This is a genomic window from Nitrospirae bacterium CG2_30_53_67 (genome assembly GCA_001873285.1).
Lineage (GTDB): Bacteria > CG2-30-53-67 > CG2-30-53-67 > CG2-30-53-67 > CG2-30-53-67 > CG2-30-53-67.
On sequence record MNYV01000096.1, the window covers coordinates 1 to 21,346 of the forward strand.

Genomic DNA, 21,346 nt, shown 5'->3' on the forward strand with positions numbered 1-21,346 from the left:
CCGGTCAAGCCCCGGTAAACCGAGGGCAAGCCGGACAATGACAAACTAATTACGACTTCTGTCACTGTGTATATTTACGAATTGGGCCGCTAAGGTTTCCTATTTTTTCTGCACTGCGACATCGATCATCTCTTTTATCACATCCTGGATTTTGTAGCCGCGCTCTTTTGCCGACATGATAAACCCCGAGTCAGAAGCAATGCACGGATTGGCATTCGCCTCGATCACATAGACCTTCCCTTCCGGACTCAAACGAATATCCACCCGTGCGTATCCCCGCAGGTTGAACGCATGCCAGCAGTCTAATGCCGTCTCTTTGATGGCTTCGATGGGGGCGTTCTCAGGGTTGAACGTTCTCACCGTATGGTGATATTCAAAGGAGTTTTTGTCCCACTTCGCATGGTAGTTGACGATCCTCGGTTTTTTTTCGGGCCAGCTTTCAAAGACCATTTCAGCCACGGGCAGGACCTCCACGGTCCCGTCTCGATGTTCGAGCAATGAGATGTTGAACTCTCTCCCATCGATGAACTGCTCGATCAGGAGCGGCTGGCCTTTGTGCCTTTTGTATATTTCGGGAAGTTCAGGGAGAAGCGCCGCAAGGTCATGGAACACGGAACGATCATCTATGCCTACGGATGCATCCTCGCAGGCGGGTTTGATGATGACGGGCGGGTTGAGTGCGATCCGGAAATCAGGACCGCACGCCGGGTTACTCCTGTACTGATCCCAGGAAGGGGTGGGGATGCCCCGGGCCGTCAGGATGGACTTGGCGAGGATCTTGTCCGTGGTGGTCTGAAGGGCGTCAAATGGGGAACCGGTATGAGGGTAACCCGAAATTTCAAAGAACGAGGCGACTACGGGGAAATACCTCTGCTGGTCCCTCACGCTTTCGACCAGGTTAAAAACCACGTCAGGAGAGTGCCGTTTTAACTGTTTGAGGAGAAGGCAGAGTTCCTCGCTTAATGCGCAGGTCTGAGATCCGCCGTCGAGAATAAAGGTTTCATAATCATATCCGAGATGATCCAGGGCATCGATGATCAGCTCCACTTCGTCGAGCACGTCCTCTGAATCGGGTTTGCCGGTGATGGGTTGATTGTAAAAAAGCGCGACTTTCATATAAAAAGAGTGACCTGACTAATTGAGCGTAGATGTGCGGGAGTCATGTTTAAACACGCGGTCTTTTGCTTTCCTCTCACGAGCGGAACGAATGATATCCGAGATCAGTTGTCTGTACCCGATTCCCGCCTTGCTGCACAGGATGGGAAGGTCGGAATGGGTCGGGTTAAGGCCGGCCAGAGGATTCATTTCGAGGAAATAAAGCTTCCCGTTCTTGTCGGCTTTGAGATCCAGCCTGCCTGCATCCCGGCATCCAAGCGCCCGGTATGCCCTGATCGCGACATCCGATGCCTCTTGGATGATCGCCTTGTCCTTCACAAGGAGATACTCCACCCTCTCTTCGCAGAACTCCTTATTGGCGAAGGTATAGACAAGCGGTTCCGCGTTCTGGTTGAGCTTGACCTCGAGAACTCCGATCACCCTGGCCTGGTTTTCGGTCCCCACGATGCCGATGGTGAATTCCCTGCCGGGGAGATAGGTCTCGACGAGAACGGGCTGGTGATACCGGATGAGCAGCGCCGAGCACTGCCTCTTCAATGCGTCCATGTCCCATACGATGGATTCGGCGGTGATCCCTTTGCCGGTCCCCTCGGAGACCGGTTTGGTAAAGAGCGGGAAGGAGGTCCCAAGGCTGATGGCGCTCTTTTCCAGGTTTTGCATGGAGTCCACGGTGAGGGATTCCGGTGTGGGAATCCCCGCGTCCCTGACCACGCTCTTGGCCACGGCCTTGTCCATACAGACGGCAAGGGTTAAGGGATCGCTGAAGGTGTAGGGGATTTGATAGGCCTCGAGGAGCGCGGGCACCTGGGCCTCCCTGTTTCTTCCGTGACACCCTTCCGAGATGTTGAAGACGAGGTCCCATCTTTCGCCTGCGGATAGCCGTCTGGACAGTTCAAATATATTGCCGACCCTGACGGCTTCGTGATCCAGGCTGCTCAGGGTCTCTTCAAGGGCACGGATGGTCTCCTCGCTGTCGAACTCGGCGGTCTCCTCTTCAGTGAATCCCATTTCAAGATATTCTTTCCTCAGATCATAGGTCAGACCGATCTTCATCTGGTCTCTCCTTGTATCTTGAAAAGAGAGTTTTTCTGTTTTCTCCTTCGGTATCTCGGGTTTTCCTCCGGGACCAAGGCCTGCTTATTCCCACGGATGAGCTGAGCGGCGCCGGAATCCTTGCCGTTGCCGTTACCGTTCTTCCGTCTCGGCCTTATAAAGTCGTTCTCCTGAGGATTGTAATACTTCACAATCATCCCCTCATAATTTCTCAGGATCACATCCTTGTCTATGGTGGACAGGAGATAGAATGGCTGCAGTGGAATCTTGCCTCCTCCGCCGGGGGCATCCACGACAAAGGTGGGGATGCAGAGGCCGCCGGTATAGCCGCGCATCAGCTCGATGATTTCCATCCCTTTCCAGATGCTGGTCCTGAAATGTTCAACCCCTTTCACCGGGTCGCATTGGAAGAGATAATACGGCCTGACCATGATCCTCTGCAGGGCGTGGCAGAGTTCTTTCATCACTTCCACCGAGTCGTTGATGCCCTTCAGCAGGACGGATTGGTTGGAGACCGGGATGCCGGCCCGGAGGAGCTTGTCGCAGGCCTCCTGCGCCTCGGGGGTCACCTCTCTGGGATGGTTGAACTGGGTATTCACCCAGAGGGGCCTGTGTTTTGCAAGCATCTTTGCAAGGTCGTCCGTGATCCTCATGGGAAGCACCACGGGGGCCCGAGTGCCGATTCTCAGGACTTCGACGTGGGAGATCTTCCTGAGTTCACCCAGGAACCAGTCGAGCACGTCCAGGTTCATCATGAGGGGATCGCCGCCTGAGACGATGACCTCTCTCAACTCCGGCGTGGCCCGGACGTACTCGATCATGGCCAGAAGGTCGGTCCTGGATCGGATGGTCTCACCTTCGTGCCATATCCTCTTCCGGGTACAATGCCGGCAATACATGGCGCAGGTGTTCGTAATGACCGCGAGCACCCGGTCGGGATACCTGTGAACCAGCCCGGGCGCCTGCATGTCTTCTTCTTCTTCAAGGGGGTCATTGTCGCCGACCATCTGAAAGTCCACTTCCTTAAGATCGGGAAGACACTGTTTCATGATCGGGTCCTCAGGGTTGGACCAGTCAATGAGGGACAGGTAATACGGCGTGATGGAGTAATGAAACGTCTCGATCAGCCGTTTGTATTTTGGGATCTGATAGGGTTTCAGATTAAGAATCTCGGCCAGGGTGTCGATCTTTCTGATTCTGTTGGCCGCCTGCCACCTCCAGTCGTTCCATTCCTCCTGGGTGACGTCCGGCCATAACTTGCCGACCCAATCATCATTTTTGAAGAGTTCTTCATTTTTTTGAGGTGAAATGTAATGGATTTTACAGCCTTGGATTCCGAGAGGGGTCTTTTTCCCATTTCCGTTTTTCGGGCAGGAGAGCAACGTACTGGGAGGTTGTTCATCTTCTATGGTTGTAGTGCTTTGACTGGGAGGTTGATCGTCTTCTTTTGTTAACACCTGATGCTCCATGGCCTTCTCCTTAATAAATTCAGATCGTCATAGGGATCATCTTTAGTCTCCCCTGTGGTTACTTACGATCTGTTGGGTTTAGAGAGTCTGTACCATACAATATATGGTGATGTCAAGGGCAAATCTAAAAAAATAAACAATGTCCTCATTTTTTATCAGAACCGGCGCTGAACGATCGGGTCAGGCCGCTGAGCTTTCGATCTATCCATGCTTCATATCACGCTTTTATGACATATTATATCAGATTTGATTGGTCATTTCTAATTTTATTTATAAAAAAGAAAGAAAATATTTTGAGCCCTTATGTCAACATACATCCTCTTCGATGTTGACAATACCCGGATTTGTCTTTACACTCTTGAAAAATAAGGGCCGAGCGTCATCGGGTTAAAGGGTTTCAGTTTTTTCCTCTTGAGAGTTTGCTTGCGGTTCAATATTTCACTTGAACCCTTGAACCCTAATACAGATCTTGCTGCCTGTGTGCCGTGTATAAGGGAAGGTCGGAGTCTGAAATGCATGCAGAGATTAAAGCGGTTCTGAAGGGAGTCCTTGATAGAGATCCCTTGACCCGGGAGCAGGCCCTGATGTTGGCCGAAACCCCGCCCCAGGACCTCCCGGAAATTCTAAACGCCGCACGACGCGTCCGTGAGACCCATCGGGGAGACGTGGTGAGTCTCTGTGCCATCATCAATGCCAAATCCGGGCGCTGTTCCGAGGATTGCCGCTTCTGCGCCCAGTCCCTGCGGTATCAGACCGGGGTCAAGGCCTATCCGCTGATCCCCGATCAGAGGATCCTGGATGGATGGGAGCGTTCGGCGCAGGATGGGGTGAGTTTTTTCTGTATCGTGACCAGCGGGAGGCGCGCCGAGCCGGATGAGCTGGAGAGGATCCGGGGGGTCCTGCAGAGGATGCGGGAGGCGGGGAAGGTCCGCCCGTGCGCCTCTCTGGGGGCGCTAAACCTTGAGGACCTCGTAGGGCTCAGGGAGGCCGGCCTCGTCCGTTACCATCACAACATTGAGACCGCCCGCAGTTTTTATGCATCGGTCTGCACCACCCATTCCTATGACGAGCGCGTGCGGACCGTGCTGAATGCCGGGAAGGCGGGACTTCAGGTCTGCTCAGGAGGGATCCTCGGCATGGGGGAGACCATGGCGCAGCGGGTCGAGATGGCCATGGCCCTTCGGGACCTGCAGGTCGATTCCATCCCCCTGAATTTTTTGAACCCGATTCCAGGAACTCCCCTGGCGGGGAAGGGAATTCTGGCCCGGGATGAGATATTGAAGACCGTGGCCCTGTTCCGCTTGATCAACCCGGATCGCGAGATCCGCGCCTGTGCAGGACGGGAGGTCCATCTGGGCGAGGAGCAGGGGATGCTCTTTGATGCCGGGGTCGACGGGATTCTGACCGGGGATTACCTGACCACAAAAGGAACCCCTCCGGGAAAAGACCGGGAGGTCATCCTATCGCATGGTTTGAGGGTCGCGCCTGATGCGTGAGGGGATGCAGGAGAGAGAACGCTACAGTGTCCGGATGCACATTGATCACGGAGATCAGTGATGTTTGAGCAGGAGCTTCAATCCCTCAAGGCCAAGGGACTTTACCGGCGCCTCCATGAAGTGGAGACGGCCCAGGGGCCGAGGATACGGATGAACGGCCGGGAGATGATCTCCCTCGCCTCCAACAATTATCTGGGCCTTGCCTCCCATCCCAGACTGAAGGAGGCGGTCTGTGAGGCTGCGAACCAATACGGCGCCGGGAGCGGGGCATCCAGACTCCTCTCCGGGACATGCGTGCTCCATACGAGGCTTGAGGAGGAAATCGCCGGGTTCCTGGGGGAAGAGGCCGCTCTGATTTTCAATTCAGGGTATGCGGCGAATACCGGAATCCTTTCAGCCCTCTGCGGTAAGGAAGACCTGATTCTCTGCGATGTATTGAATCATGCCTCCATCGTGGACGGGTGCCGCCTCTCTCGATCGGATGTCAAACTCTACAGGCATCTTGATTGCGATATGCTGGAGGATCGGCTTAAAAGATCGAATAAATATCATTACAAAAGGCGGTGGATCGTGACTGAAAGCCTCTTCAGCATGGACGGGGATTTGGCGCCCCTTCCGGAACTGGCCGCTCTTGCAGAACGGTACGGGGCGCATCTCTACCTGGACGAGGCCCATGCCATAGGGGTCCTGGGGGACAAGGGGAGGGGGAGCGCCTCCCTTTTCGGCGTGGAAGACCGGATTACCCTCCGGATGGGGACGCTGAGCAAGGCGCTCGGTTCCTTCGGCGCTTTTGCCGCGGGAGACCGGGAGATCATCAATCTTCTGATCAACCGGGCGAGGTCCCTGATCTACTCCACGGCCCTTCCTCCTCCGGTACTGGCCGCATCTCGCGCCGCTCTTGAACTGGTCCGGACCGACCAAGGGGACCGGTTGAGGAAGAGGCTCTTTTCCAATATCCGCCGGCTGGCCCGTGGATTAAAAGGCATAGGGTTTGAAGGGATAACGGGGGAGACGCCGATCCTTCCTCTGATCCTGGGTCCGGTTAACAAGGCCCTTGCCGCCGCCCAGGCCCTGTATGAGGGCGGGGTCTTCGCTCCGGCTATCCGCCCCCCCACGGTTCCCAAGGGGAAGTCAAGGCTCCGCTTCTCAGTTATGGCACAGCATACGGCTGAGGATCTGGATACCGCAGTCTTGGTCCTGGGACGGTTTTTAAGGGGGCCGTCGGCTGAGGGACCGGGCTTGTGAAGGATTTTCCATGACCGAAAATCATCAAGTGGTCCTGATCACCGGGGCTTCGCGGGGTCTCGGGAGGCATCTTGCGCTCGGTTTTGCCCGTCCCGGCTATCGAGTGGCCGTGCACTATGGTTCCCGGTCCGGCGAAGCCGAAGAGGCGGCGGCGGCGATCCGGAAGCACGGGGGAGAGGCGCTAACCCTGTCTGCCGATTTCGCTGAACCTGCACAGGTGGAAGAGATGGTGCGCCGCATCCTTGAGATATGGGGAGGGATTCATATCCTGATCAACAACGCTGCGATGATCAGGGACGCCCCGGCCGTCTCCATGTCGGAGAAGGACTGGGATGCGGTGATGGACGTGGATCTCTCCGGGCCGTTCCATGCCATGCGGGCCGTGTCCGGACCCATGCGTGAGCAGGGCGGGGGGGAGATCATCAATATGGTCTCCATCTCGGGGGTTCGGGGGAGCAGGGGACAGGCCAATTACGCGGCGGCCAAGGCCGCTCTCATCGGTCTGACTAAATCTGCGGCCAGGGAATGGGGGAAGTATCATATCCGGGTGAACGCCGTCTGTCCCGGTTTCATGGAGACGGATATGACCCGCTCTGTTCCGGAAGAGGTCAGGAGCCTTGCACTGGGGCAGAGCTGTCTTTCCGGGTTTTGCGATCCCGGGGACCTGGTCCGCTTTGTCAGGGCGCTCGTCCGCATGCGGACGGTCACCGGGCAGGTCTTTCATCTGGACAGCAGGATTATTTAAGAATTGGAGATCATCTCCAAAAGAGTGGGTGAAAACATAAGGGTCCAAGGGGTCAAGGAGTCAAGGGGTCAAGTGAAGTGCTTTTCAAGAACTTGAGGGTCCGAGTGAAAAGCTTAGCAAGAAACTGAGGGGTTAACAGATCGAGAGCCCCGGGGGTAGGTGAGATGATAGAAGAAATACCTAAATCAAAAAAAACACTTGACCCCTTGAACCCTGGAATCCTCGAACCCTTTTTAACCACTATATGGGAGAAGAACCAGAATTTGAAATTTGAGATTTGAAATCAAGAAACGTAAAATCAAGAGATTTGAAATCATGCGCTATACCATCCAGACGCTCGGGTGCAAGGTGAATCAGGTGGATTCGATTTTCGTCGCGGAGGCGCTCGATGGGCTTGGATTGCAAAAGGCCGCCCTTGGGGAGCCTGCGGATCTCTGCATTGTCAATACCTGCACCGTGACCGCAAGGAGCGATACTCAGTGCAGGCAGATGATCCGGAAGGCGGTCAGGGAGAATCCCGGCGCCCGCGTGGTCGTGACCGGTTGTTATGCAGAGATGGATCCAAATGCGGTGCGCGCCATCCCGGGTGTGACCATGGTGGTCGGGAGCAGGGACAAGAGGAGGATTCCGGAGATGCTTGCCGGAAATCTCAATGCCGACAAGGTCGGTCTTGAGGAAGAAAATGGGCCGAGACGGCCTGAGGACCTGTCTGCCGCCTGCCTGCGCGACGGCAGACAGGTGACACCGGCACAGACAGGCGGGCAGCGTGGACGTGAATCATCCGAAAGTCAAAGGCTGATCCAGGGCGCAGGCGGGAGATCCAGGGCCTTTGTCATGGTCCAGGACGGATGCCGGGCCTTCTGTGCCTACTGCATTGTTCCCCAGGCCAGGGGCCCTTTCAAAAGCGTGGATGCCGAGCAGGTTGAAAATCAGGTCCGGGCCCTAATTGAGAAGGGCTTTCCTGAGATTGTCCTGACGGGGATCCACCTCGGGGCGTACGGCGTGGACCGGCATGAGCGCCGGGGACTTCAGAGACTGATCCTCCGGCTGATCCGGATTCCGGGAGACTTCCGCATCCGGCTCTCTTCGATCGAGCCGGCGGAGGTGGACGATGAACTCATCCATCTGATTACGGGAGAGGAGAAACTCTGCAACCATCTCCATATCCCCGTTCAAAGCGGGGATGATGCAATCCTCAGGCGCATGAGGCGGCCCTATACCACGGATGCGTTTTTTGATCTGGTTTTTCGTCTCCGTGCCCGGGATCCCGAGATGGGGATCGGCACGGACCTGATCGTCGGCCTCCCCGGGGAGACCGGCGGATCCTTTGAGCGGACCTGCCGGTGGATCGCATCCCTTCCACTGACCCATTTCCACATCTTCCCTTATTCTCAGCGGCCGGGGACCGAGGCCTATGCCATGGATGGGCAGGTAGATCAGGCCGCAAAAAAGGAACGGGCCGCCCGGCTCAGGGAGATATGCCGCGCCATGCAGGTAAAATTCCTGAGCGGGATGAAAGGCAAAACCCTGAGAGCCGTTCCCACCTCCAAACCCGGCCCCGCAAACAAAACCCTGAGCGTGCTGACCGGCAATTACCTTTCCGGTCGGCTCATGGATCCCTACGACCTCCCCTCGGGAATCTTTTCAGTAAAGGTTTCAGGGATCTCTGACGATAAGTTATTGGTTTATAGGGTGAGGTAAAAGGTCTGATATGATTCGTAAGGTCTTGTTTATCCTTGTTTATTCATGCATCCCATGGATAGGGACCAGCCCGGCCTTGGCCGTTCAGGAACATGGAGGGGCCGAGGGGCTTTATTCCCATCAGATCGCCCACCTGATCTTTCTTACGGCCATGATTTATTTCTGTATCCGGCTCATCCGGTCCGGAGAGTCTGCCCGCAAGGGGTGGCGGTGGATCTTTTTCTCCGCGCTCCTGTTTGCCTGCTGGAATGCCGATACCTTTTTAGTCCATCAATACCGGGAGGTTCTCAATCCCCAGGCCGTTTCCGGGAATATTTCCGGTTTTGCATGGACCTTCCACGCACACTCGGTTCCCGAGCTCCTCTATTATCTGGGGACCTTTGACCACATCCTCTCCTTTTCGGCCTTGTTATTGTTTTTCATCGGGATCCGGGAATTGATCCAGGTGCAGAGGGAGAGGCCATGAATCTTACGCTCCCCATGTGGCCCGTCTATCTGGTGGACATTGCCGGGTCCTCACTCTCGATCTTCCTTGCATTCGGAGCGGTCTTCTTGTCCCGGAAGCTCTCCCGAAGCGACACGGCCAATGCCCTCTTAACCTATCTCTTGTGGATCTCCATCGCCTTTGGGATCTTCACCCTATTCCGTTCAGTGAGCCGTCTGCTCAAATTCATCCTGATCATATTCGGATACAAGTCCGTATGGAAGGCCCTCTCTCCTTTTGCCGGGGCCGTTGAATCCATCACCCTGGTATTTGTGGCCGCATTGACCTTCTACTATGAACGGGTCAAGAAGAGCTATCGGTCTCTTATCCGGGAGATGGACCTGCTCCAGGATGCCCAGGAGGAGATCGGTCTTCTAAACAAAAATCTCGGAAGGGAGATGGATCGGATACGGGAGTCGGAGTGCAGGCTGGAGAATGCGCATGAGGAGATCTCCAAACTGATCGACCAGGTCCGATCCGGCGGGGATCTCTCCATACGGTATAAAAATACCAACCTGATCCGCTGCTGGGAGATCAAGGACTGTGTTTACGAGAACTGCCCCGCCTATCAGTCAGACCACCTCCGCTGCTGGCATCTCGGCAAGGTTTACTGCTGCAGGATCAAGGCCGGGAAGTCCGGAAAGGAGTGTAATTGTGAATCGTGCGAGATCTATATCTCAGCCCATAAAGATCCCCTGGCGAGGCTTGGAGAGCGGTTCAACGACATGATGCATTTCCTGGAGAACCAGCAGAAAGAACTTCAGGAAGCCAACAGGGATCTCAAGGAGATGGACAGGAAAAAGAGCAAGTTCCTGGACATTGTGGCCCATGACCTCCGGACACCCCTTACCTCCATCCTGGCCTATGCCGACCTCCTTCTCAGGTATAAGTCCGAATCCGCTGGGACCAGGGATGAATTCCTGCGCACCATCGTTCACGAAAGCAGGCGTCTCGGCGACCTGATCAATGACTACCTGGATCTTTCCAAGATCGAGTCCGGACTCATGGAGTATCAGGTGGAGCCCTTCAATTTCAGAGAGGTGATTGATCATGTGGTCTCGGTCTATAGCGGGATCTGCATGCAGAAGAGGATTAAGATCCATACCAACGGCCTTGTACAGGACCTCCCTATCTTAGGTGACAAGAAACGTCTCACTCAGGTCATGAGCAACCTGATGAGCAACGCCTCCAAGTTCACCCCGGCTGAAGGGAAGATCAGCATATCGGCCGGTTTTGATTCGAACGGGGAAGAGATCCGAATCTCGGTTTCGGATACCGGCCCGGGGATCCCGGAGACCCATCTTGAAGAGATCTTCAAGAAGTTTACCCAGCTTCAGAAAGGGGATCTGCATACCGTCGGAGGGACCGGCATCGGCCTTTCCATTTGCAAGGAGATCGTGGAGTTCCACAATGGAAGGATCTGGGCGGAGAACCGAGACGAAGGCGGGGCCCACTTCCGTATGATTCTTCCGGTCCAGGGACCTGAACGGTCCGGCAGTCTCCTCACGTCGAAGAGCGCCTCAGAGGGGTGAAGGGACCGCTTCCTCCGGGTTGTTGAACCGTCACAACGCTCTTATAGGCGTACGGGTCTGACATCGAGCGGGCTCGCTCAGACAGGCCCCCCTTTGAGACACGGATCCACCCCATTCCCCTCCTTGCAAAGGATGGGAAAAAGAAATTCCTCCCTTTCAAATTTTTTTTGACAATCGAGAGAAGGATAGACTAATATTAAAAAATGGATCATCTCCAAAAGAGTGGGTGAAAACATCAGGGGTCAAGGGGTCAAGGATTCCAGGGGTCAAGTGAAGTGCTAAAAACATAAGGGACCGAGGGTCATAGGGGTCAAGGGTTGCGCTTAGCGTGTCCCGCTTTTCTATTATACTTGCCGTCTGCGACGGCTACTACATTAAGGCATCTTGGGGTCCGGTGTTTTTCTCTGGAGATTTCGTTTGCGTTCTTGTACTCGGTTTACCGGCATCAGTATTTCACTTGAACCCTTGAACCCTGGAATCCTCGAACCCTTTTTACCCACTAAATGGGAGAAGAACCTAAAAAATTTGGGTATGTGTTTTTCAGAACTACGGAACGGATACGATGACGGCAAGAGAACGAATACGCAACTTCTCCATTATTGCGCACATTGATCACGGAAAATCCACTCTCGCCGATCGGATTCTGGATTTGACCGGGGCGCTGACCGACCGGGAGAAGATGAGCCAATTTCTGGACCAGATGGACATCGAACGGGAGCGGGGGATTACCATCAAGGCCCAGACCGTCCGTCTCCGGTATCTGGCCCAGGACCGGAAGGAGTATTGCCTGAATCTGATTGATACCCCCGGGCATGTGGACTTTAATTATGAGGTGTCGCGCAGTTTGGCCGCCTGTGAGGGGGCCCTTCTGGTGGTGGACGCGGCCCAGGGGGTTGAGGCCCAGACCGTGGGAAATGTCTATCTCGCCATCGACCACAACCTGGAGATCATCCCGGTGATCAACAAGATTGATCTTCCCAATGCGGATGTGGAGAAGACCCGAAAGGAGATCGAGGACGTCATCGGACTGGACACGTCTCACGCCCTTTCCGTGAGCGCCAAACTGGGAACCGGGGTCAGGGATGTCCTGGAATCGATCGTCCGTCTGGTCCCCCCTCCGAAGGGCGATCCTGATGCGCCTCTGAAAGCGCTTCTCTTTGATTCCTGGTTCGACCCCTATATGGGCACGGTCTCTCTGATCCGGGTCATTGACGGGGTGATCCGAAAAGGCATGCGCATACGGCTGATGTTTACGGACAAGGACTACGAGGTCCAGCAGGTCGGTGTCTTTACCCCGCACCCCACCGTGATGGAAGGTCTTTCCGTGGGTGAGGTCGGTTTCTTCATGGCCGGGATCAAAAATGTTCAGGATACCCGTATCGGAGATACGGTCACCGAATCGGGAAATCCGACCCGGAACGCTCTACCCGGGTTCAAACATGTCAAGCCCATGGTCTTTGCGGGGCTCTACCCGGTGGACAGCAATCACTACAAGGAATTGCAGGATGCGATGGAGAAGCTCAGTCTCAACGATTCCTCCTTTTCCTACGACAAGGAGACCTCCAACGCCCTCGGTTTCGGATTCCGGTGTGGTTTTCTCGGTCTGCTCCACATGGAAATCATTCAGGAGAGGCTCGAGCGGGAATTTTCCATCCCCCTGATCAGCACCTCTCCTACGGTGGTCTATAAGGTTTTGATCCAGTCCGGGGAAGAGCTGATGATCGAGAACCCCTCCAAGCTCCCGCCGGTTCAGAAAATCGAGAAGATTTTTGAGCCGCTGATCCTCGCCACCATCATGCTCCCGGCGGAGTACATGGGTTCGGTGATCACCCTGGCGCAGGAGAGGAGGGGCGTACAGAAAAAAATAGACTACCATGGAACAAGCAGGGTGACGATTCAATATGAGCTTCCGCTGAATGAAATCGTGGTGGACTTCTATGACCGTCTCAAGTCCACAAGCCGGGGGTATGCGTCCATGGATTATGAATTCGCCGGGTATCGGGAGGCGGCTATGGTCCGGCTGGATATCCTGATCAACGGAGAAATAGTGGATGCCCTTTCCCTGATCGTCCACAAGGACCGCGCCTATCACAAGGGAAGAAAGCTTGCCGAAAAGCTCAAGAAGATCATTCACCGCCAGATGTTCGAGGTGGTGATCCAGGCCTCCGTGGGAAACAAGGTCATCGCTCGGGAGAGTATCTCCGCATTGAGAAAGAACGTGACGGCCAAGTGTTACGGCGGTGACATCACCCGAAAAAGAAAACTGCTGGAAAAACAGAAAGAGGGGAAGAAACGGATGAAGAGCGTCGGGAGCGTGGAGATTCCGCAGGAAGCCTTCATGTCGGTTCTGAGCATGGACGATGAAGAGTGATGTAATTGGGTCTTGCTTTTAAAGATAAAAAAACTTAGGATCTTCTCAAAGCAAGCGGCTGGAAGCGTGAGGGTCCAAGGGGTCAAGGATTCCAGGGTTCAAGTGAAATGCCAAGACACGGCTGAAATGACTGGTAAAGAAGCCCTTGAACCCTTGAACCCTTGAACCCTTGAACCCTTGAACCCTTTGAACCCTTTGAACCCTTTGAACCCTTTGAACCCTATTTATAGAAGGATGGATAACGTTATGCCGAATAAGAAAGAGCAGGAAACGGAGAAAATACAGGCAGGCAAGAAGTCGTTCTGGCGAGAGAACTTCGAAGCCATTCTCATCGCTTTGGTCCTGGCCCTTTTCATCAGGACCTTCGTGGTGCAGGCATTCAAAATTCCTTCCGGGTCCATGCTGGAAACCCTGCAGATCGGTGATCATATCCTGGTCAATAAATTTATATACGGAATCCATGTTCCGTTTACGAACGTATCCTTTCTCCATTTTTATAAACCTGAGAGGGGGGATATCATCGTCTTCAAGTACCCGAAGGATGAGAAAAGAGATTTCATCAAACGGGTGGTCGGCGTTTCGGGAGATACCGTGGAGGTCCGGGACAAGATCGTTTATGTCAACGGCGAGAGGCTTCGCGATGAGGACTTTGTGGCCCACAGGGATTCCGTCATGATACCGGGTCCTCGGGACAACTTCGGTCCGGTGACCGTACCGCAGGGCTGCTATTTTATGATGGGGGACAACCGGGACGGGAGTTACGACAGCCGGTTCTGGGGATACGTTAAAGAGGAAGAAATCCTCGGCAAGGCGCTGATCATCTACTGGTCATGGGACCGGGAGAATCTCAGGCCGAGGCTGGGGCGGATCGGGAAAATGATTCGTTAAATCATGCAACAAATCATTGACGAATTTTAATTTAACATGGTAAAATTCAGTCCGCCCCCGAGCCTTCGAGCCTTCGTGAACCGAGTAAGAGGTGTACCTGATACCATGAAAAAAGAATGCCTGTTAATCTCCTCTCCCGCTGAATTAAATATCTTTCCTCGCGGCATTATGGAGATTGCCACATTTCTGAATCAACAGGGCTGCCCCACATCTGTTTTGCCATTGGGTTACTACTTTCAAAAAGACTATGCTGCGGATTCATCAGGGTATATTATCGGGGATATCGACCGGAATGAACTTTATGCCATCCTGCAGGATGTGATCAGAGAGATCGCCCCACAGGTGATCGGCGTCAGCAACTCCTTTACCAAAGACTTCCCATACTGCATTGAGATTATTAAAATCTGTAAGGAAATCAATCCCAAAATCGTCACGGTGATGGGAGGCCAGCATGTGACATTTTGTGACCAGGAAGCTCTTCAGACGCCGGAACTGGATGTGGTGGTAAGGGGGGAAGGTGAATGGATCATGCTGAATCTGCTTCGTGCCGTAACGGGGAAAAAAGAGTTGAGTGGTGTCCGGGGGATCACGATCAGGCAGAATGGGGGGATTGGGCGAACCCCACCGGAGCCCCTCGGCAAACTGGAAGAGATCTCCGCTGTAGATTTTGCTTTATTACCTTCGGATTTTGTGCGGAAAGCATGTATCATCGGCATTTCATACAGGGGCTGTGCTCACCACTGCAAATACTGTGTGGAGGAGAAATTCTGGGCCAGGCCGCGTGCGTACACGCTTGAAAAACTCATTACAGAGATGAAAGTATTGCAAAGAGATTATCAGACTCAGATCATCGGCCTTGGGGAAAGCATGCTGGATATGCGATCAAAAATATTTTATGACCTCTGCCGGGGAATTCGAGACAATGAAATCACGCTTCCGCCGGACTTCTTTATGACAACCCGCATAGACACGGTGACGGATCAAGGAGTAGATTGCCTGGCTAAGACCGGCATAAAGTCCGTTAGTGTGGGGATCGAAAATTTCTCTCCAAAGGTCCTGAAGATGATGGCAAAGAACCAGAGTATGGACGTCATTCTTGAAGGCTGCGAAAAATTCATGAAAAAGGATATATGGCTGCTGAGCTACTGGTTGATCGGACATCCCGGCGATAATGCAGATGAAGCTGACTACAACTACAGCAAGTTTAAGGAATTCTTTGAAAAGGGTCTCTTGAAAAGAGGGACGGCATTCATTTTTGTTCCCTATCCCGGTACCGACTACTTCAATCATCCGGAACAATACGGAATCAGGATATCCTCATACGACTGGAAACAGTGGAACCGCTGGACAAAAGATCCGGTAAGTTGGCTGGATGATTTTCCAAAACCTGAAATCGTCGCGGCTTATGATCGAGCCCATGAATTGCTGCGCGGTTATAATGGTCTTAACAATTTTCTATATTACATGAGCGCTTTCGATCGTTCCGCTTATCTGTCTATGACGCGTTCATCTTAGTGGCCCTATTCGTAAATACGGTCGCATTCGAGTGCCGTATGGCGGTCTCCTCGGCGTTGCGCTCCTTGCGGTGTACCACAGTGGGTACGCCTCAGTCGCGCGCCTTGATGAGACCGCCCTACGACCCTCTCGGTACGTTACCATATTTACGAACAGGACCACTTAGTCATCCTCCCTCTGATAGATGGCATTGATACGCGGGAAAGGACGGGTTGAAGGTTTTAGCAGATCAGATATTCAATTTAAAAGAACGGATCCTCTTTGAAACGCTTCAAGAAGAAGGGATTGTTTTTCATTTGGGCAATCGCATGGTTCATACACTGAACCGGACGGGCGCGGGAATCCTTCATCTCCTGGATGGACATAGAAATGTGAGAGAGGTGATCCAGGCCTTCTCCAGGATGTGTGAACAACCTGAAGAGGTTTTAAGAAAGGACGTGGAGCATTTTCTTTCAGACCTTTACGAAAGGGGTTGGTTGATGTTAAACGAGCGCCATAATTTATTGATCAATCAGGAGATTGTATTAAGAGAAGAAGAAGGAGGAGCCTTTTTGTTTGAACCGGACACGGGCCGGCTATGTCATCTCAACGCCTTGGGGACGAGCATTTGGAAATTATGCAGAAAACCTATCACCTCCGCGCAGATCATTGATGAAATATGCAAGGAGTACCCTGCAACGCCGCAGGAACAGATCTCTAAGGATTGCTTGCTTTTTCTGGAAGAGTTGGATCAATTAGGATTTTTCGCAAACCGTGAAGATCATGAGAGGGATTCATGAGCAACAACATGGACCAGCAGCCCAAACATCCTTTACGGTCTATTTATTTTTATCCAACCGAATCGTGCAATTTAAAATGCATCCATTGCTGGATACGTCCGGCCTATGCGCCGGATGAGAAATCCTATCAAAGGCAGAACCAGGAGAATGTCTCTGTTGAAGTCATGGATCGGGTGGTTCGGGACGCCCTTCCCTTGGGTTTGTCCCATGTAAAATTTACCGGAGGAGAGCCCTTTGTCCATCCGGGGCTTTTCGAATTTATCGACTGCTTCTCCGGCCATGGACTTTCCTTGAGCTTTGAAACCAACGGCACATTGCTCTCTGCCGGCATGGTTCAAAGACTTTGCAAGCACAACGTGACGCAGATTTCCGTCAGCCTTGATGGAAGTCATGCTGATATCCATGAGAGGATCCGGGGGGTGAGGGGAAGCTTCGAGAAAGCCGTAAACGGGATTCAACTTCTTATGGAACATCAGATCGATCCGCAAGTCATTTTCTGTCTCCAGAAAATCAACGCCCATGATCTTGAGAACACGATCCGCCTGGCCTACAAGATGAAAGTGAAATTATTTGAAATCAATCCCATGATTTTTGTCGGGATCCGGGAATCGTCTGAGAATGGGTGCGAAGGTTTGTCCCTTAAAGAGCTGCTGGACCTTGAAAACAAAGTGGAAACCGAATACGCGGATCGCTATCCGAATATGCATATTGATCTCTACCTTCCCCCGGCACTGAAAGGAATGCGGGAACTGGCTCGACATCCGATATGTTCCTGCGCGATCTTTAATATCTGCGGGATTCTTTCCAACGGGGACGTTTCGATTTGCGGCATTGGAAGCAGAAACAGGGAACTGGTCATGGGGAATGTCAAAGAAAAAAGTGTCTCTAAGATATGGGAAGAGGGCATCCTTTTTAAGGAAATTCGGGAACAGGTCCCGCTGCATCTGAAAGGCGTATGCAGACGATGTCTTTTCAAGCATCATTGCCTCGGCTTCTGCCGCGCCGACGTGATCTCTCATGAGAAAACGGTCTTGAATTCTTATCAGGTCTGTGAAGAGGCATGCCGGAAAGGCCTTTTCCCGGAGTCCAGACTGTTGGAAGAGAGTGAATTGTCCAGAGTCCATGGGGAATGGAATTCATGAATATTTTTTCCGCGCCGCAAAAGGTCACCCTGAATGTTACCAACCGATGCAACCTGAACTGCCTCTATTGCGGCGTCTCTTCCACAAAGAATGCGCCCGGCGACCTGAACCTTGAAGAATGGAAAGAGGTGGTGGATGAACTTGCGCGCATCAAAGTCTTCCGTTTGCTGATTTCCGGGGGCGAACCTTTTATATATCCTGATCTTCCCGATCTGCTGACATACATTCTTCAATATCCGTTCAGAATTTCAATCAACACCAATGGAACCCTTCTCAATGCAAAGATACTCTCCATGCTTTCCGGCTCTCGCCGTCTGGAGAACGTTCAGGTTTCTTTAGACGGTCCGAATTCAGAGGTTCATGATTTTATCCGCGGTAAAGGATCGTTTGCAAAGAGTATGGAAGGCATTGATCTCCTTCGCCGATACCATATTCCCTTTAGTTTTTTTGTTGTTGTTTCCAAGAACAATCAAGACGTTCTCCATGAGATTGTTGAATTTTCGAATCAGGTCGGCGTGTCAGAGATTACATTCTCGTCTTTATTACCCCAGGGGAGCGCGCTATTCCATTGGAAAGATCTTTGCCTTAGCTTTCAAGAGCAGAAGAGAGTCGAAGGTGAATTGAGGCGGCTAAGGAGCCGATACCCGAAACGGGTCGGAGGATCATTGGTCAATGCGATTGCGATGATGGATCGCATTTCTCAATTGGATGTCACGGAGCGGCAGCCCTCAGATTCGAATAAGATCACGAGTTGTGGTGGAAGTGTGGAGGAATGTTCCATCCGTCCGGATGGATGGGTGATCCCCTGCGATCGTCTATGGGACTATAAAGTGGGGAATGTGAGAACGGAATCTTTTAGGGATATCTGGCAGCACTCCCAAGGGATGCGTCAGTTCCGGACGCGTTATTCTCGCAGCATGGATTCCTTCAAAGAGTGCCATGATTGCTTATATGCTTATTTATGCAGAGGGGGATGCCCGGCAGTTCCTTATAACATGGGAAGAGGGATTGACGGTTGGGACCCGCTTTCTTGTTATAAAGTTTTCATCGGTCAAAAGAACAGCTATGTCTAATTTACCGAACACCATGGAAAAACAGATGGATGTGGAGATAGGAGGCGAAGTCTTTCATCTCTATTTTGAAAAATGGAATCATCGGTGGAACCATGCATTGGGAAAAAACTACGGCGATTATATAACCCATTCGAAAAAAACGGGCTGTCATGTACAGGTGATCCCATATTCTGACGGCCGGCATTTTATTTGGAAGCCATCCGAACTGGAGAGATTCAGAGAATTTTTTCTAAACATTCATCAACGGTATCCAGGGAATGGACCCGTGGAGGAAGCCGCGGAAAGTTCGCTTGATATTTTGCAAACCCTTGATCCGGAAAAAAATTCGATGAAGGATATACGTTCCTGTATGGATGAACCCCAAACCCTGATCTATTTGAGGATCGGGTCTGATCTCTATTTTATTGATATCCAATCAAGAAACGCCTATTTTTTTATTCGAGAAAGAACCCGGCAAATCCCATGGTTAAACGTTCTCATCAAGAATCGGTCCTCGGAAGATATGGGGATGATGAACGGAATGATGTTCCTCCTTTCACATCGATTAATCCATCATGGAGGATTATTGCTTCACGGCGCAGCGGTCCGGAAAGAAGATCAGGCCGTTCTGTTTCTTGGACTTTCAGGCGCCGGGAAATCTACTGTGAGCCGCCTATGCAGGCCTGATGTTTGTTTCTCGGATGATGGGACGATTATCAAGAAAGAAGAGGGTCGAGTTTATGCCTATCATTCACCCTTCAGGCAATATAAGATAAAAGAGAGATCTGTGGAATCCGTGAAAGGAGAGATCAAGAAGCTCTTTCTGATAGAGCAAAGTACGGAAAATCTGATCAGACCCATAAAAAAAAATGAACTGATGAGTACGATCCTTCTGCATCTGATTCATTTTTACAAATACTTGGATCAAGAGACTGCACGGATGGGTTTTTATCTGGTCAAGGATATCTTAGAGACCCTTCCGGCTTACCGATTGCAATTTGCCAAGAAAAGTGATATATGGAATCACCTATTTCAAATGGAGGAAAATTGTAATGACTGATCAGCCAAACAACAAAAAAGATTATGAGCCTCCGAAGGTTAAAGAAATAGGAGGGATCTATGAACAAGCTATGGGGATATCCAAGTGCCAAACCGGCGGCACTTTTGCCGCAAGCTGTCGTGCCGGGAATCGCGCGTCAAGTTGTCTTGCTGGGTCTACTCCCGGGCCAGGGACATCGTGTTCCATGGGAAACCCGGTATGATAAATTTTTTTTATGGCCCTTCAAGATCGAGAGGATAAAACTTCACTCCTGATTCGGCTCGACCCTCTTCTGAAATGGTAAGATCCGCTTTAATACATTCTTGGCTTTAAATTCCAGTGCGCCAGGCGTCAGGCCCATGCGGCTAAGGGCGGCATAAAGCCTTTTGAACCTTGATCGGGGGCCGGAGGCCACCGAAATCAGCCGTCTCCTTCTCACGATGAGTTCCACCTTGCCGGCAGCCTTTGAAAGATCAACCCGTTCAGGGTCCGGTGCAAGGAGCGCGTCTCCCTTAGTCATTCCGCATTTCAGGCCGATCCGTTTGATCAATCGATGCACCATTAAGCGGCCATAAGTGTTCCGGACCGCAATCATATCTCCAACTTCAAGGCAAGCGGGCGGGACCTTCCTGACAATCAATCGGTCCCCGGGTTTGAGACAGGGATACATGGAGTATCCGGTGAAGGGCAAAGTGAAAAATTTCATCATATCAAAGTGGATCCATCTATATGTCAAACTCACAGAATAGAAGAGGTTTTATCGGATTCTATAATAATTATAACCCGTTCTGAAAATATACGTCAATGTTTTGTTGCTGTTGCCATGTGTTATAAGCGCACTTTCTCATCATAAACTTTTTCACGCCCGACATCCCCTTTATTAAATAATGATTATGTAATCTGTTACCCAACTATGTAACGCGTTACATAGTTTTTCTTTTGTTCATTTTTAAGCCATCCATGTAAACCAAGAAAAAGCAATGACTTAGACAGAAATGCTTCGCATGTCTTTTTGGCATGTTTATTGCTCTATTGTCCCATAGATCTATGGAAAGTTTTATCCAATGGAGGAGAGGATATATGTTTAAAGATAAAAAAATTTCAAGCCGTGAGACAAATTTTCATCGTGCAGGATACCGCATCGCCTTTATTATTTTTATCATTTCTCTTTTAAGTGTTTTTACCATCTCCCTGGGGTATGCGGAAAAAGTCACTGTTGTTGAAGGAATCATAGAAAATGTGACGGAGCATTCCATAAAAGTTCGAAACAATAATTATGAAGTGATCGGGGTTCCTCTCCTCAAAAGCTCAGGGGAGGCACTATCGTATGATGCGCTCCGGCGGGGGAAAAAAGTGGAGATCTTTTTTCATGACAAAAAAATCACATCCATAATTATTCATGAAGATATGGTGGAATAAGGAGTTGAATATGAAACGATGCATTTTATTTATTTTTTTGTCCTTATCTTTAATATTTTGTTCTTTTGAAAACTCGGATGCCGTCATGGAGGACTACTGTCTTGTTCCTCCTTACGTAGTTCAGAATATTTCTCCCAACGTCATGATTGTTCTGGATAATTCCGGAAGTATGTTTAATTTTGCCTATTCCGACGGCTTTACTACAACCACAACGGCAGATGACAATCCGTGTTACAGTTCAGGCAGCCCCTGTACAGAATTTTCAACACCCGGCGCCTATCCTGCCTACCAATATTACGG

Annotated in this window: 19 protein-coding genes; 15 read left to right on the plus strand and 4 right to left on the minus strand. The window is 51.6% G+C overall.

Translation table 11 applies throughout. From position 1 onward, the window contains the following. Positions 1-99: 99 nt before the first annotated feature. The 3 genes from AUK29_05920 to AUK29_05930 are packed head-to-tail and all read right to left on the minus strand — an operon-like array spanning position 100 to position 3,479. The gene (locus AUK29_05920) at positions 100-1,116 is read right to left on the minus strand and encodes a hypothetical protein (GenBank protein ID OIP63789.1); all 1,017 of its coding nucleotides are present in this window, start codon (positions 1,114-1,116) and stop codon (positions 100-102) included. A gap of 18 nt (positions 1,117-1,134) precedes the next feature. Beyond that, positions 1,135-2,169 (minus strand): D-alanine--D-alanine ligase, encoded by a 1,035-nt coding sequence (locus AUK29_05925; protein OIP63790.1) that lies wholly within the window; start codon positions 2,167-2,169, stop codon positions 1,135-1,137. Continuing rightward, positions 2,166-3,479, minus strand: a complete 1,314-nt coding sequence (locus AUK29_05930; protein OIP63815.1) for a hypothetical protein — start codon at positions 3,477-3,479, stop codon at positions 2,166-2,168. The genes AUK29_05925 and AUK29_05930 overlap by 4 nt, the downstream gene beginning before the upstream one ends. A gap of 671 nt (positions 3,480-4,150) precedes the next feature. Here AUK29_05930 and AUK29_05935 point away from each other — a divergent pair. The 14 genes from AUK29_05935 (at position 4,151) to AUK29_06000 (ending at position 19,902) form a co-directional block, all read left to right on the plus strand. Next, the gene (locus tag AUK29_05935; protein ID OIP63791.1) at positions 4,151-5,134 is read left to right on the plus strand and encodes a biotin synthase BioB; all 984 of its coding nucleotides are present in this window, start codon (positions 4,151-4,153) and stop codon (positions 5,132-5,134) included. 60 nt (positions 5,135-5,194) lie between these two features. Continuing rightward, entirely contained in the window at positions 5,195-6,379 is a 1,185-nt protein-coding gene (locus AUK29_05940; protein OIP63792.1) for an 8-amino-7-oxononanoate synthase, read from the plus strand. A 10-nt stretch (positions 6,380-6,389) separates the two neighbouring features. After that, complete coding sequence (locus AUK29_05945; protein OIP63793.1) at positions 6,390-7,124, plus strand: hypothetical protein; 735 nt, start codon at positions 6,390-6,392, stop codon at positions 7,122-7,124. Positions 7,125-7,394: 270 nt separating this feature from the next. Beyond that, the gene (locus AUK29_05950) at positions 7,395-8,825 is read left to right on the plus strand and encodes a tRNA (N(6)-L-threonylcarbamoyladenosine(37)-C(2))-methylthiotransferase MtaB (protein ID OIP63794.1); all 1,431 of its coding nucleotides are present in this window, start codon (positions 7,395-7,397) and stop codon (positions 8,823-8,825) included. Positions 8,826-8,835: 10 nt separating this feature from the next. Next, on the plus strand, positions 8,836-9,291 hold the full coding sequence (locus AUK29_05955; GenBank protein ID OIP63795.1) for a hypothetical protein: 456 nt from the start codon (positions 8,836-8,838) through the stop codon (positions 9,289-9,291). Next, positions 9,288-10,841, plus strand: a complete 1,554-nt coding sequence (locus AUK29_05960) for a hypothetical protein (protein ID OIP63796.1) — start codon at positions 9,288-9,290, stop codon at positions 10,839-10,841. The genes AUK29_05955 and AUK29_05960 overlap by 4 nt, the downstream gene beginning before the upstream one ends. 562 nt (positions 10,842-11,403) lie before the next feature. Beyond that, positions 11,404-13,212, plus strand: coding sequence for an elongation factor 4 (locus tag AUK29_05965; protein ID OIP63797.1), 1,809 nt, complete (start codon positions 11,404-11,406; stop codon positions 13,210-13,212). A gap of 234 nt (positions 13,213-13,446) precedes the next feature. Beyond that, on the plus strand, positions 13,447-14,100 hold the full coding sequence (locus AUK29_05970; GenBank protein ID OIP63798.1) for a signal peptidase I: 654 nt from the start codon (positions 13,447-13,449) through the stop codon (positions 14,098-14,100). 105 nt (positions 14,101-14,205) lie between these two features. Then, positions 14,206-15,615, plus strand: coding sequence for a hypothetical protein (locus AUK29_05975; protein ID OIP63799.1), 1,410 nt, complete (start codon positions 14,206-14,208; stop codon positions 15,613-15,615). A 212-nt stretch (positions 15,616-15,827) separates the two neighbouring features. After that, complete coding sequence (locus AUK29_05980; protein OIP63800.1) at positions 15,828-16,394, plus strand: hypothetical protein; 567 nt, start codon at positions 15,828-15,830, stop codon at positions 16,392-16,394. After that, on the plus strand, positions 16,391-17,536 hold the full coding sequence (locus AUK29_05985; protein ID OIP63801.1) for a hypothetical protein: 1,146 nt from the start codon (positions 16,391-16,393) through the stop codon (positions 17,534-17,536). Before AUK29_05980 ends, AUK29_05985 begins: the two co-directional genes overlap by 4 nt. After that, complete coding sequence (locus AUK29_05990) at positions 17,524-18,609, plus strand: hypothetical protein (protein ID OIP63802.1); 1,086 nt, start codon at positions 17,524-17,526, stop codon at positions 18,607-18,609. Before AUK29_05985 ends, AUK29_05990 begins: the two co-directional genes overlap by 13 nt. Positions 18,610-18,622: 13 nt before the next feature. Continuing rightward, the gene (locus tag AUK29_05995; protein ID OIP63803.1) at positions 18,623-19,648 is read left to right on the plus strand and encodes a hypothetical protein; all 1,026 of its coding nucleotides are present in this window, start codon (positions 18,623-18,625) and stop codon (positions 19,646-19,648) included. Positions 19,649-19,707: 59 nt separating this feature from the next. Then, positions 19,708-19,902, plus strand: a complete 195-nt coding sequence (locus tag AUK29_06000) for a hypothetical protein (protein OIP63804.1) — start codon at positions 19,708-19,710, stop codon at positions 19,900-19,902. Here AUK29_06000 and AUK29_06005 read toward each other — a convergent pair. Further along, positions 19,893-20,297, minus strand: coding sequence for a hypothetical protein (locus tag AUK29_06005; protein ID OIP63805.1), 405 nt, complete (start codon positions 20,295-20,297; stop codon positions 19,893-19,895). The genes AUK29_06000 and AUK29_06005 overlap by 10 nt on opposite strands. A gap of 410 nt (positions 20,298-20,707) precedes the next feature. Between AUK29_06005 and AUK29_06010 the strand changes: the two genes are divergently transcribed. Then, positions 20,708-21,046 carry a hypothetical protein gene (locus AUK29_06010; protein ID OIP63806.1) on the plus strand — a complete coding sequence of 113 codons (339 nt, stop codon included), beginning with the start codon at positions 20,708-20,710 and terminating at the stop codon, positions 21,044-21,046. Positions 21,047-21,346: the final 300 nt, after the last annotated feature.

Excerpts from the sequence above, each read along its gene's own strand:
- AUK29_05945 (OIP63793.1), top strand. The coding sequence starts at position 6,390 with ATGACCGAAAATCATCAAGTGGTCCTGATCACCGGGGCTTCGCGGGGT.
- AUK29_05920 (OIP63789.1), bottom strand. The coding sequence starts at position 1,116 with ATGAAAGTCGCGCTTTTTTACAATCAACCCATCACCGGCAAACCCGAT.
- AUK29_05975 (OIP63799.1), top strand. The coding sequence starts at position 14,206 with ATGAAAAAAGAATGCCTGTTAATCTCCTCTCCCGCTGAATTAAATATC.
- AUK29_05955 (OIP63795.1), top strand. The coding sequence starts at position 8,836 with ATGATTCGTAAGGTCTTGTTTATCCTTGTTTATTCATGCATCCCATGG.
- AUK29_06010 (OIP63806.1), top strand. The coding sequence starts at position 20,708 with ATGTTTAAAGATAAAAAAATTTCAAGCCGTGAGACAAATTTTCATCGT.
- AUK29_06005 (OIP63805.1), bottom strand. The coding sequence starts at position 20,297 with ATGTATCCCTGTCTCAAACCCGGGGACCGATTGATTGTCAGGAAGGTC.
- AUK29_05985 (OIP63801.1), top strand. The coding sequence starts at position 16,391 with ATGAGCAACAACATGGACCAGCAGCCCAAACATCCTTTACGGTCTATT.
- AUK29_05970 (OIP63798.1), top strand. The coding sequence starts at position 13,447 with ATGGATAACGTTATGCCGAATAAGAAAGAGCAGGAAACGGAGAAAATA.
- AUK29_05995 (OIP63803.1), top strand. The coding sequence starts at position 18,623 with ATGGAAAAACAGATGGATGTGGAGATAGGAGGCGAAGTCTTTCATCTC.
- AUK29_05960 (OIP63796.1), top strand. The coding sequence starts at position 9,288 with ATGAATCTTACGCTCCCCATGTGGCCCGTCTATCTGGTGGACATTGCC.
- AUK29_05925 (OIP63790.1), bottom strand. The coding sequence starts at position 2,169 with ATGAAGATCGGTCTGACCTATGATCTGAGGAAAGAATATCTTGAAATG.
- AUK29_05935 (OIP63791.1), top strand. The coding sequence starts at position 4,151 with ATGCATGCAGAGATTAAAGCGGTTCTGAAGGGAGTCCTTGATAGAGAT.
- AUK29_05990 (OIP63802.1), top strand. The coding sequence starts at position 17,524 with ATGGAATTCATGAATATTTTTTCCGCGCCGCAAAAGGTCACCCTGAAT.
- AUK29_05940 (OIP63792.1), top strand. The coding sequence starts at position 5,195 with ATGTTTGAGCAGGAGCTTCAATCCCTCAAGGCCAAGGGACTTTACCGG.
- AUK29_06000 (OIP63804.1), top strand. The coding sequence starts at position 19,708 with ATGAACAAGCTATGGGGATATCCAAGTGCCAAACCGGCGGCACTTTTG.
- AUK29_05965 (OIP63797.1), top strand. The coding sequence starts at position 11,404 with ATGACGGCAAGAGAACGAATACGCAACTTCTCCATTATTGCGCACATT.